Genomic DNA, 12,092 nt, shown 5'->3' with positions numbered 1-12,092 from the left:
ATGTGTTTACATGCACACAGTTCAGCATAAAAAGCGAATTTACCTTTCCTCTCCGCACATGAGTGGGAATGAACAAAAATATATCCAAAATGCATTTGATACAAACTGGGTTGCTCCTCTTGGGCCAAATGTCGATGGGTTTGAACGAGAACTTGCATCTTTTGTAGGAGTTAGAGGAGGTACTGCAGTTAGTTCAGGTACTGCTGCTATTCATTTAGCTTTGCAGTTATTAGGTATTCAAAAGGGAGATACAGTATTTTGTTCCAGTTTTACTTTTGTAGCGAGTGCAAATCCGATTGTTTATTTGGGAGCGGAACCGGTATTTATTGACTCAGAACCGGAAACCTGGAATATGTCACCGAGTGCATTGGCACATGCATTATATGAAGCTAATAAAATGGGGAATTTGCCTAAGGCTATCATTCTTGTTCATTTATATGGTCAGAGTGCTAAACTAGATGAAATTCTCTCACTTTGTCATCAATATAATGTTCCTATAGTTGAGGATGCAGCAGAATCTCTTGGTTCTACATATAAAGGAAAAGCAAGCGGTACATTCGGGAAATTTGGTGTTTATTCATTTAATGGAAATAAAATTATTACAACTTCAGGTGGTGGAATGCTAGTTTCTAATGATGTAGAAGCATTGGAAAGAGCGAGATTTTTAGCGACACAAGCAAAGGATCCAGCTCCACATTATGAGCATAGTGAGATAGGGTATAATTATCGACTGAGTAATATTTTAGCTGGTATTGGTAGAGGACAATTAGAAGTGTTAGAAGATAGGGTGAGAGCTAGAAGATTTGTATATAAACGGTATTACGAAGCGCTATCTCACATGCCAGGGTTTTATTTTATGCCTGAATTAGAACATACTCGCCCAAATCGTTGGCTTACTACATTGACAATTGATGAAAAGGAATCTGGGATTTCTATTGGGAAATTGTTGAGAATTTTAGCAGAAGAGAACATTGAAGCGCGTCCTATGTGGAAGCCACTTCATATGCAGTCGCTCTTTAAAGAGATGAAGTATTATCCGCATAGCAAAAATGAAGATGTGTCGCAGTACCTATTTCAAAGTGGAATTTGTTTGCCTTCAGGATCTAATATGTTAGCAGAAGATCAACAAAGGGTAATTCAAAGCATTTTAAAAGCTGTAGAATGGAAGAATTAAAAGAAAAGTAAGTGAAAATGGAATTTGAATTAGATTTGTATACGTACCACTAATTGTTCTTTATAATGAATCTTTTCTAGTGTTCAGTTTCAATTTACATAAAAAAAGGGAGGAGTATAGATTTGGAAATGTCTATAATATATAAGTCTGAGAGTAAATTAAAGCATGTAATTGAGAAAGTAATAAAAATAAAAAATTTCGTTCTTTAAAAAGAATGATAAAGGGGTATGTTTAACGAATTTAATATGTAAATAGTAATTGTAGTAACTTTTCATATATTAGGAGGAAGAAATGAGCGCTATAACTGGCATTATTCACTTTAATAATGAACCTATATCAATTGAACATGGCACACGATTAATGAGTGAATTACAAAAGTACCCTGCTGACGATATTCAAATATGGCACAAAGAAAATGCTTTTCTAGGATGTCATGCACAATGGATTACACCAGAGTCAGTTGGTGAACAATTACCCTTTTATAATTATGAAAAGCAATTGGCAATTACAGCAGATGCTATTATTGATAATCGTAATGAGTTATTTGAAAAATTAAAAGTGGATTATTCGGATAGAAAAAACATGACAGATAGTGAGTTGATTTTACTCTCTTATCAGAAATGGGGGGAAGCGGCTCCAAAATATTTGGTAGGCGATTTTGCCTTTATGATTTGGGATGAGAAAAAACAAATTCTTTTTGGTGCCAGAGATTTTTCAGGAAGTCGGACCCTTTATTTTTATCGTGGTGAGGAAAAACTTGCTTTTTGTACCATTATAAATCCGTTATTTACTCTACCGTATATTGAGAAAAAATTGAATGAGCAGTGGCTTGCTGAATTTTTAGCTATACCTGTAAATTTCGAATCGGTAGATCCACAGTTAACAGTTTACAAATATATAGAACAAGTGCCTCCATCACACACTATTTTGGTAAAGGAAGGCGAAGTAAAGTTTTCACGATACTATACACCAACTGTTGGGAAAATGCTTAATTTAAAATCAAATGAAGAGTATGAAGAGGCGTTTCGAGAGGTGTATAAAAGTGCAGTGAAGGCACGTTTGCGAACACACCACCAAGTCGGAGCCCATTTGAGTGGAGGGTTAGACTCAGGTTCTGTCGTTAGTTTTGCTGCAAGGGATTTACGGACTGAAAATAAAAAATTACATACGTATAGTTATGTTCCAGTAGAAGGATTTGAAGATTGGACACACAAAGGTAGGATAGCTGACGAAAGACCATTTATTCAATCGACTGTAGAGCATGTAGGGAATATACAGGATTATTATTTAGAATTGCCAGAGAGAAGCCCACTATCGGAAATTGATGATTGGCTGGAAACAATGGAGATGCCATATAAATTTTTTGAGAATACTTTTTGGTTGAGTGGAGTTTATGAAAAAGCATCTCAGCAGGGAATAGGAGTACTTCTTAGTGGTCAAAGAGGTAATTGGACAGTATCATGGGGACCTATTTTAGATTACCAGGCAATGTTATTGAAAAAGCTACATTGGATTCGTTTTTATCGTGAACTATATTTATATAGTAGAAATATAGGAGTAAAAAAATCACGTGTTTTTGAAGTGGTAAGACGAAAGGCATTTCCATTTTTGCATCAGTTACTTTTTTCAGGAAAACAAGATGCAAATTCCGTAATAATTAATCCGGAATTTGCAAGGGAAATGAATGTTTTTGACAGACTTAGAGAACAAGAAATCGATATAACAGGCACCGCTATTTCTAATGCATATGAAATGAAAAGAGAACAGTTTGAAAAACCATATTATTGGAGCATAAATGGCACGTATGAAACGAAATTATCATTACGTTATGCCTTATGGGATCGTGATCCCACAAATGACTTACGATTGATTCAATTTTGTTTGTCAGTCCCAGAAGAACAGTATGTTCAAAATGGTTTAGATAGAGCCCTGATCCGGAGAGCCACAAAGAGCTTCCTTCCTGATAAAGTACGATTGAATCAACGGGTTCGCGGTATTCAAGGTGCAGATGGTGTTTACCGTATGGCTCCTTTTTGGAATGAATTTATTGAGGAAGTTGAAGAACTTAGTGTAGATCCAGTAATCTCTGAATTTCTAAATGTAGAGGTAATTAAGAAAGCTATCTCAAAAATTTGTAAAGAACCTCGACCAGAATATGCATTTGATTTAGATTTTAGAGTTTTAATGCGCAGCTTAATCTTCTATCGATTTATAAAAAAAGCAATATGAAAGGAGGTGATACGTATGAAAAAGGAATGGAAACAACCTGTATTAGAAGTACTTAATATTAATATGACTATGGCTGGGCCTGGGCATAAATATCCAGATGCTGTTCAACCTGACCCAGATGATCCAGTTAAGTACAGTTAAGTCATTGGAAAAATAAAGCTCTTATATAGCTTTATTATATAAGAGCTTTCAAAAAATTGACAATGTGGGGGATAGGATGTTTGATTCTATGGGGAATGTGTTATATCAAGCTTTCGGGTTAAAAATAGTAAGTGAAATTCCATTACCCGAATTGTCTCAGCTGAATGAAAAAAAAGAGGTGGCAGATGTTCAAGTTGAAATAACGGATTTGTCAGAACAGTGGTGTAAATATAGCGCGGAAAAGCAAAAAACAATTGTAGTGGAGGATAATGTAGTTATGTTTCATGTTCCTCAAACTGCAATATTTTCTATACAGGCCGGCGAGAAAATCACCTTTTCACCTATGGCAGACGCAGAAGAAGATAAAATTCGCTTATATATTCTAGGAACTTGTATGGGGGCGCTTTTAATGCAACGTAAAACACTCCCATTGCATGGGAGTGTAATTGCCATAGATGGAAAAGCATACGCATTAATTGGTGATTCAGGAGCTGGAAAATCAACGTTAGCCTCGGCTTTTTTGAATAAAGGATATCAGCTTTTAAGTGATGATGTAGTTGCTGTGTCTCTTTTGAATAAAAATACTGCAATAGTTCATCCTTCTTACGCACAACAAAAATTATGGCAAGAGAGCATAAATGAGTTGGGGATGGAAGTAGCGCAATTGAGCCCTTTGTTTGAAAGAGAAACGAAGTATGCTGTTCCTGTGAATTCTCAATTCTTTCCAGATCCATTACCTCTTGCTGGTGTTATTGAATTAGTAAAAACACAGGGAGAAGATATTGAGACGACCCGTATAGAAGGGCTCGCACGCTTGTATAAATTATACCGTCATACTTTTAGGAGTTCTTTGATTTCTAAATTAGGATTAATGGAATGGCATTTTGAAACTTCAACTCATATTGCAAGTGGAATGGAAATGTTTCAAGTAAGTCGCCCGACTTCAAGATTTACAGCTCATGAGCTTGTGGAAGTTATTTTAAATACTATACAGAAAGGGAGTATGGTTGATGGTTGTCCACTCGAGAAAAATATCATTAAAACATAACGTTGTCCAAAGTAAAGGTAATATAGTAAGCGATATGGATGGAGAAAAAGTTATGTTAAATGTCCAGAAAGGAAAGTACTATAACTTAGGTGAAATAGGCGGAGAAATATGGGAGCTTATTGAAAAGCCAATAATAATTAATCAGCTTGTTACTATGCTAGTATCCAACTATGATATTGAACGAAAAGATTGTGAAGAGCAAGTTCTTTCCTTTTTAGAGTGTTTATTTCAAGAAGGGTTAATTCAAATAAAAGATCAGCCTAATAGATAGATTTGTAATTTCAAAAGAACTGTTAGGAAGGGATTAATGAATATTGTGAAAAGGTTAAGGGTATTTTTATTGCTGAACATGGAAACAAAGCTTTTATTTTTAGAGGCTTTTATTTTTTTAGGATGGGCGCGTGTAATAAAAAGTATTACCTTTTCCAAAGTTGCACCTTCTTTAGGGGATTACATGAACGAAACATCAGTTGCTCAAATTCAGCAACACGAGGATACACTAAAGGAGGTGTCCGAAGCAATTTCTATTATGAGTCGTTATACTTTTTGGGAAAGTCAATGTCTCGTTAAAGCGATAGCTGGGATGAAAATGCTTGAAAAACGTGACATTGAGAGTACTCTTTATTTAGGAACTGCTAAGGATAATAGTGGGGCACTAATTGCACATGCATGGTTACGTAGCGGTTCTTTTTATGTTACTGGATCGGAAGGAATGGAGAAATTCACTGTCGTTGGATCATTTGCAAAGAGGCTAAGTGAGAACACTATTAAAGGAGAGTAAAATGGAGAAAGATTTTGGTCTTAATGTAGAGTTCATGTCTAAGGAATTGAAACTTCTTTTTGCAATTTTGAAGTTAAAAGATGATGAAACAATGCAAACTTACAGCAATGAATGGTTTTCGGATATTGATTGGGAATTATTTCTTGAACAGGTTGTGCATCATCGCGTTTATCCGGTGATATATCAAAAACTTAAACAGGTAGATGAGGAAATAATTCCTTCACATATTGTACAATCCTTGAATAGAAAATATAAAAAAAATACATTTCAAATGCTTTATTTAAGTGCTGAAATGGAACGAATAAATAAAATATGTAATGAAAATGAGATTCGTATGATTTTTCTAAAAGGGCCTGTACTATCTCAGGATTTATATGGAGATATTTCTTTACGAACATCCTGTGATTTGGACGTTCTTATTCCAATTCAAAATTTAGAAAAAGTAGAAATGCTACTTTTAGAGCAGGGGTATGTAAAAGACGATTATATTCAAACGATATTAAATGATTGGAAATGGAGGCATCATCATATAACATTTTTTCATCCGACAAAACAGATTAAGCTTGAGATTCATTGGCGGTTAAATCCCGGACCTAGTAAGGAACCTGGGTTTGAAGAGCTTTGGAAGCGAAAGAGAAAAAGCACCCTTACGAGTAATTCCGTATATATGCTAGGGAAGGAAGATTTATTTTTATTTCTTGTATCTCATGGTGCTAGACATGGTTGGTCCAGATTACGCTGGTTAGTAGATATAAAAAAAATTGTCAATCAAGATCTTAATTGGAGTGAGATTCATAAACTAATGAAAACATATCAAATGCTACATTTAGGAGGACAAGCATTAATTTTGTCATCTCAATTGCTAGGTGTACGGATGGATGAAAGAATGATGGAATTAGTAGCTAAAAAACATTCAAAACAGTTAGCGCAAGAAGCCTTGTTTTATTTCAAGCAAATGATAAACTTGCATACCGATCCGGTTCCTGAAGAAGTACTTGCTTATCATAGTCGACATTTATTTTCGTTAATGTCTAATCAGCAAAAAACTTTATTTATTATGAGCCAACTATATCCTTATCCAATTGATGCGAAAACATTGCCGTTACCTAAATTTCTTCATTTTTTATATTTTCCTTTACGTCCGTTTCTATGTATTTGGAGAAAAACGAAGAAGTTTGCTTTGTTATTGGGGGAACATCGATGAATTATATTATATATTTTATGAAGAAATTATATTCTTCAGCAGGAAAAATACTGTATGTGAATTTATTTGGTATGGTGTTAATCAGTTTACTTGAAGGGATAGGTATTATTTTATTACTTCCTATGATAAGTATGACTGGAATAATTAATACAGGTGAGGAGACTTCTTTTATTGCACCTGTCTATAGAATTTTGCAGAATTTCCCTAAAACAACAAGTTTAATTTCTATTTTAGGTATATATGTATTAATAGTGTTAAGTCAAAATATACTGCAAAGAAATATAACGTTAAGAGATGCGAGAACGCAACAAGTTTTTGTACGAAAGTTAAGAGTAGAAACATATAGTATGATTTTAAAAGCAAAGTGGAGATTTTTTTTAGAAAAAAGGAAAACAAATCTAATTAATATATTAACTACAGAATTAGCTCGTGTTAGTTATGGGATTAATTTAATTTTACAATTGCTAGCTACTATTCTATTTACATTCATACAGGTAGGGCTTGCGTTTTTATTATCTCCCCAAGTCACTGTATTTGTTTTGGGCTTTGGCTTATTGTTCTTGGTAGCTTCTCGTGTTTTTATAAAAAAAGCACGGATACTAGGCGGTAAGACCTCAGAATTGGCAAAAGACTATCTTTCTGGTATAACAGATCATTTCAATGGAATTAAAGATATAAAGAGCAATACTTTGGAAGGATCACGTTTGGAGTGGTTTCAATCTATAACAAAAAAGATGAGTAGCGAACAAATGGAGTATATGAGAATAAGGTCAAACTCTCAATTGTTTTATAAAATTTCAATGGCTATATTAATTGCATTTTTTATATTTTTGTCAGTAAATATGTTTCAAGCGCAAACGGCCCAGTTACTATTAATCATTCTCATTTTTTCAAGATTATGGCCAAGGTTCATGACGATTCAGTCAAATTTAGAACAACTGGCTGCAAGCATTCCTGCCTTTAAGTCATTATGGGAATTGCAACAGGAGTGTAATGAAGCGGTTGAAATGCAGGATATATACATGCAAAAACATATAAAGCCGATTTGTATAAAACAAGGTATTGAGTGTAAGGATGTTTCTTTTCGTTATAATAAGCAAGAAGCTTTATATGCACTTCAAAACATTAATGTACAAATTCCAATAAATAGTATGACGGCAATTGTAGGACATTCTGGTGCTGGGAAAAGTACATTAATTGATGTGTTAATGGGGTTAATCCAACCAGAAAAAGGTCAAGTGTTAATAGATGGTACCCCTCTTACAACTGATAATTTATTATCATTAAGACAGGCTATTAGCTATGTACCACAAGATCCGTTCTTATTTAATGCTAGTATAAGAGAGAATTTAATGATGATTGACTCGAATGTAAATGAAGAACAAATTTGGGCTGCATTAGAATTTGCGGCAGCAACTGAATTTGTACGAATGCTTCCAAATGGACTTGATACACTGATTGGAGATCGTGGGGTGAGGCTTTCAGGTGGTGAACGTCAGCGACTTGTATTGGCTCGAGCTATTTTAAGAAAACCGTCGATTTTAGTATTAGATGAGGCTACGAGTGCGTTAGATACTGAAAATGAAGTGAAAATCCAATCAGCAATAGAAAGATTGAAAGGAACAATGACTATTGTTGTTATTGCACATCGCTTATCTACTATACGCAATGCAGATCAAGTTATTGTTTTAGGAAAAGGTGAAATTGTTCAAAAAGGTGAATTTAATCAACTAGCTAAAGAAAGAAAAGGTGTATTTCGAAATTTACTAGGGTCACAAATGGAAGTTGGTTCTTAGAGGAGAAAAATTGAATGAAGCTTTGTATGAATGCAGTTCGAATCGAATAAAATCTCGAATAATGGTGAACTACAACAGAATCTTATTCGGGATTTTATTTGCGCGTTTTTAAAGTCAGTGAATACATATAAACAAGTACCTTGCAATAAATAGTACCAAGTGGTATATTATGGATATATCTAGTACCGTGTATTGAACAGTACTAAACTAAGAAAGGAGGATTACATTTGAACGTTCAGTTTAAAAAAGGTGTGTTAGAGCTATGTGTTTTGGCACTTGTGAAACGTAAAGATAGTTACGGTTATGAACTTGTACAGCAAATTTCAAATAAATTTTTAATATCGGAAGGTTCAGTATATCCATTATTACGTCGTTTAACGAAAGAGGGATATTTTCAAACGTATTTAAAAGAGTCCACGGAAGGACCGCCTCGTAAATATTATCAGCTAACAGAGCAAGGAGAGACGCAACTTCATTTGTTAGTAACAGAGTGGAGTGATTTTGCGAAAGGGGTACAAGAAATTATTGAAGGGGTGAATTGGGATGAATAAAGAACAATTCCTTAGAGAATTATCGAATCAGCTTAGAAAGTTACCGGAAGAAGAGAGGAAAGATATTTTATTTGATTATGAAGAGCACTTTCAGTTTGGGATAGAAGAAGGGAAAACTGAATTAGAAATAATAAAAGGACTTGGTTCTCCTAAAGTAATTGCAAAAGAATTACTTGCGATGTATCGTTTCGATGAAATGAAAAAAGATCCATCGACTTCAAATGTTACAAGAGCTGTCATGGCGGCGATTGGACTTAGTTTATTTAATTTTATTATCGTGTTAGGCCCTTTAGTTGCAATTATCGGTTTTATATTTTCTTTTTGGGTCGGTGGGATTGCTAGTGTAGTGACACCATTTTTCGTTATCGTAAAAGTATTTATGGGCACTTTTATATGGTTGGATCTTTTCGTTAGTATAACATTTGTTGGAGTAGGTTTGTTGTTATGTATGATAGCGTATTATAGTACGAAGTGGTTTAAAAGATTGTGCGTACGTTATGTGATATGGAACTTCAAAATGATAAAAGGGGAGTAGATGATGAAAAAAATATTGTTAGTAGCTATCGCTTGTATCATTATTGGAGTAATAGGGATTTCACAAACATATGAAAAAGCAGTACAAACTGCAGAAAAAGGCGATAAAGAAGACGTAATTAAAAACGAAACGTTAAAAAATATAGAAGTTAAGTTAGGGGCTGGGGATATTGTCGTCCAAAAATCTCCGGATGCCTCTTTTTATGTAAAGCAAACAGGAGATGTAAGTAAACAAGAAATTCGTATTACTGAAGATGGTGACACATTAAAAGTTATTGGGGAAAGAAAAAAAGATGTTTCGTTTGATTTTTCCTTTTACAATTTCGGATTTCAAACGTCTACATTGACTATATTTGTACCAGAACGTTCTTACCAAGAGATCAAAGTAAATTCAGCAGCTGGACAAATAGAAATAAGTGATGTGAAAAGTGACCGCGTAAATGTTGGAACGCTGGCAGGAGAAGTGGATTTGAAGTATGTAACAGCTAAGAACGTAGAGGGATCTACAAAAGCTGGTGAGGTGAACTTTAAAAAGGTTATGGGGAAAGTAACAGCAAAAACGACTAGTGGGGATGTATATATTATGGATCATGATCCTAAGTATGATGTAGAGGCAAGCTCAACTGCTGGAGATGTAACTATTACTTTATCGGAAAAACCAAAAGATGCAGTAATAACTGGGCAAACTCCTGGTGGAGATGTGACAATTTTTAATGAGGAAAATAAAAACGTAACAATTGGTAATGGGAGTAAAAAGATTAGCGGCAAAACGGCTGCTGGAGATGTTACTATAGAAACACGTTAATAATAGATGAGAAGATAGATTCATTCGAGTTTTTTGGAATGAATTAAAATCTACCAATATATAAAAGAAGATAATTCCCTATATAAATAAGGGAATTATCTTCTTTTATTATTTTTAATGTAAATCACGATATACGCCAATTACTTTTCCAATAACTGACACTTGTTTTAAAATGATAGGTTCTAATGAAGAGTTTTCCGGCTGTAGACGGAAGTGGTCTTTTTCTTTATAGAAACGTTTAACAGTTGCTTCGTTATCCTCTGTTAAGGCAACGACAATTTCACCGTTGTATGCAGATTGTTGTTGGCGGACAACAACTAAATCTCCATCAAAGATACCAGCTTCAATCATGCTATCTCCAGAAATACGTAACATAAATACTTGATCTGATCCAGAAACGATACTAGCTGGAAGTGGGAAGTGCTCTTCTACACTTTCGACTGCTGTAATCGGTAAACCGGCAGTAACTTTTCCGACGATTGGAACTTGAATAACAGATTGTGTTTCTGTATCCATTCGGTCATCGCCTAAAATTTCGATTGCTCGTGGTTTTGTTGGATCGCGTCGGATATAGCCCTTTTCTTCTAGTCGTGATAAATGTCCGTGCACTGTAGAACTAGAAGCGAGGCCGACTGCTTGACCGATTTCACGTACGGAAGGTGGATATCCTTTTTCTTGTACTTTTAGCTTAATAAAGTCGAGAATGTCTTGCTGGCGTTTCGTTAACTTTTCCATGTTTTCTAACACCTCGTTTTCTTTCGTTTTTCTTATTAATAAGTATAACATGCGAAAAAACATTCTACAAACATAAGTTCGAACAAAAGGGAGATTTATGATACACTAGAGAGAAAATATAGCGAGAAAGAAGGGTTCAAAATGAATGCAATTGTTTATGCACGTGTGAGTACAACAAAAGAAGCACAAGAAACATCGTTATTGCGTCAAAAGGATGAATTATTGCATTTAGCTGAGCGCTATGAAATGAATGTGACAAAAGTGATTGAGGAACAGGCTAGTGGCTATACAATTGAACGTGATGGCATATTAGAAGTATTAGATACAATTCGAGATGAACAAGTTGATGCACTTCTAATACAAGATGAAACACGTCTTGGTAGAGGGAATGCGAAGATTGCGTTAATGCATTGTTTACATAAAGAGGGAATAAAAGTATATACACATACGCATAATGGTGAATTACAATTGTCGGATTCTGATTCGATGGTATTAGATATAATTAGTATTGTTGAAGAATATCAAAGAAAGATTCATAACTTGAAAATTAAACGTGGTATGCAACGCGCGGTAGAAAAAGGCTATCGGCCAGAAAATAATTTGAAAAATCGTCATTTAAGCGTAGGGCGAGAGAAAAAAGAAGTGCCAATTGAGGAAATTGTACGTTTGCGCAAGAGTGAACTCACTTTCGAAGAAATTGCGGCAACGCTTCGTGGATTTGGTCATAATGTTTCAAAAGCGACTGTACATCGTAGATACGTAGAGTATACAAAGCAATTGCTTGATAAAGAAGAGTAACTATTGTATGATAATAATCAGTTTTGATTAGAAGGGGGATTCGAGATGCTTAATCACGAACTCGTTGAACGCATTAACTTCTTAGCGAAAAAAGCAAAAGCTGAAGGTTTAACTGAAGAAGAACAACGTGAGCGTCAATCGCTACGAGAACAATATTTAAAAGGATTTCGTCAAAATATGTTAAACGAACTTAAAGGAATTAAAGTCGTTAACGAAGAAGGTACAGATGTTACACCAGCGAAATTAAAAGCTTTAAAAAAGCAAGATAATGCAAAATTAAATTAAAAGATGGGCGA

General features: G+C 34.6%; 14 protein-coding genes. 13 read left to right on the top strand and 1 reads right to left on the bottom strand.

Translation table 11 applies throughout. The features are described 5' to 3' along the window. The first annotated feature begins 10 nt into the window (after positions 1–10). From F0362_RS17990 to F0362_RS17940, 11 genes are all read left to right on the top strand, one after another. On the top strand, positions 11–1,174 hold the full coding sequence (locus tag F0362_RS17990; RefSeq protein ID WP_000557691.1) for an aminotransferase class I/II-fold pyridoxal phosphate-dependent enzyme: 1,164 nt from the start codon (positions 11–13) through the stop codon (positions 1,172–1,174). Between the two features lie 291 nt (positions 1,175–1,465). Beyond that, on the top strand, positions 1,466–3,403 hold the full coding sequence (locus F0362_RS17985) for a lasso peptide isopeptide bond-forming cyclase (protein ID WP_149889915.1): 1,938 nt from the start codon (positions 1,466–1,468) through the stop codon (positions 3,401–3,403). A gap of 15 nt (positions 3,404–3,418) precedes the next feature. Further along, positions 3,419–3,544: a paeninodin family lasso peptide gene (locus F0362_RS17980; RefSeq protein ID WP_000712621.1), complete on the top strand. Its 126-nt coding sequence runs from the start codon at positions 3,419–3,421 to the stop codon at positions 3,542–3,544. A gap of 76 nt (positions 3,545–3,620) precedes the next feature. After that, positions 3,621–4,592 carry an aldolase gene (locus F0362_RS17975; protein ID WP_000460441.1) on the top strand — a complete coding sequence of 324 codons (972 nt, stop codon included), beginning with the start codon at positions 3,621–3,623 and terminating at the stop codon, positions 4,590–4,592. Next, positions 4,555–4,863 (top strand): lasso peptide biosynthesis PqqD family chaperone, encoded by a 309-nt coding sequence (locus F0362_RS17970; protein ID WP_000260275.1) that lies wholly within the window; start codon positions 4,555–4,557, stop codon positions 4,861–4,863. The genes F0362_RS17975 and F0362_RS17970 overlap by 38 nt, the downstream gene beginning before the upstream one ends. Before the next feature lie 36 nt (positions 4,864–4,899). Next, positions 4,900–5,373, top strand: coding sequence for a lasso peptide biosynthesis B2 protein (locus F0362_RS17965; protein ID WP_149889914.1), 474 nt, complete (start codon positions 4,900–4,902; stop codon positions 5,371–5,373). A gap of 1 nt (position 5,374) precedes the next feature. Then, positions 5,375–6,577, top strand: a complete 1,203-nt coding sequence (locus tag F0362_RS17960; protein ID WP_000409751.1) for a nucleotidyltransferase domain-containing protein — start codon at positions 5,375–5,377, stop codon at positions 6,575–6,577. Then, the gene (locus tag F0362_RS17955) at positions 6,574–8,373 is read left to right on the top strand and encodes an ABC transporter ATP-binding protein (protein WP_001106590.1); all 1,800 of its coding nucleotides are present in this window, start codon (positions 6,574–6,576) and stop codon (positions 8,371–8,373) included. Before F0362_RS17960 ends, F0362_RS17955 begins: the two co-directional genes overlap by 4 nt. 227 nt (positions 8,374–8,600) lie before the next feature. Next, positions 8,601–8,924, top strand: a complete 324-nt coding sequence (locus F0362_RS17950) for a PadR family transcriptional regulator (protein WP_001102631.1) — start codon at positions 8,601–8,603, stop codon at positions 8,922–8,924. Further along, positions 8,917–9,459, top strand: a complete 543-nt coding sequence (locus F0362_RS17945; RefSeq protein ID WP_001031393.1) for a DUF1700 domain-containing protein — start codon at positions 8,917–8,919, stop codon at positions 9,457–9,459. Before F0362_RS17950 ends, F0362_RS17945 begins: the two co-directional genes overlap by 8 nt. After that, positions 9,460–10,263: a DUF4097 family beta strand repeat-containing protein gene (locus F0362_RS17940; protein WP_000976110.1), complete on the top strand. Its 804-nt coding sequence runs from the start codon at positions 9,460–9,462 to the stop codon at positions 10,261–10,263. It begins immediately after the preceding gene. 114 nt (positions 10,264–10,377) lie between these two features. On the opposite strand, the gene lexA is transcribed toward F0362_RS17940, so the two are convergent. Beyond that, a complete protein-coding gene (gene lexA, locus F0362_RS17935; protein WP_000413736.1) occupies positions 10,378–10,998 on the bottom strand; it encodes a transcriptional repressor LexA in 621 nt (206 codons plus the stop codon). A gap of 141 nt (positions 10,999–11,139) precedes the next feature. On the opposite strand from lexA, the gene F0362_RS17930 reads away from it, so the two are divergent. Beyond that, complete coding sequence (locus F0362_RS17930) at positions 11,140–11,796, top strand: YneB family resolvase-like protein (RefSeq protein ID WP_000991792.1); 657 nt, start codon at positions 11,140–11,142, stop codon at positions 11,794–11,796. 45 nt (positions 11,797–11,841) lie between these two features. Further along, entirely contained in the window at positions 11,842–12,081 is a 240-nt protein-coding gene (locus F0362_RS17925; RefSeq protein WP_000931861.1) for a DUF896 domain-containing protein, read from the top strand. Positions 12,082–12,092 lie beyond the last annotated feature (11 nt).

The sequence above is a fragment of the Bacillus sp. BS98 genome (assembly GCF_008432245.1).
Taxonomy (GTDB): Bacteria; Bacillota; Bacilli; order Bacillales; family Bacillaceae_G; genus Bacillus_A; species Bacillus_A toyonensis.
Note: the sequence above shows the minus strand (reverse complement) of the source record. Positions and strands in the feature narration are given on the sequence as shown.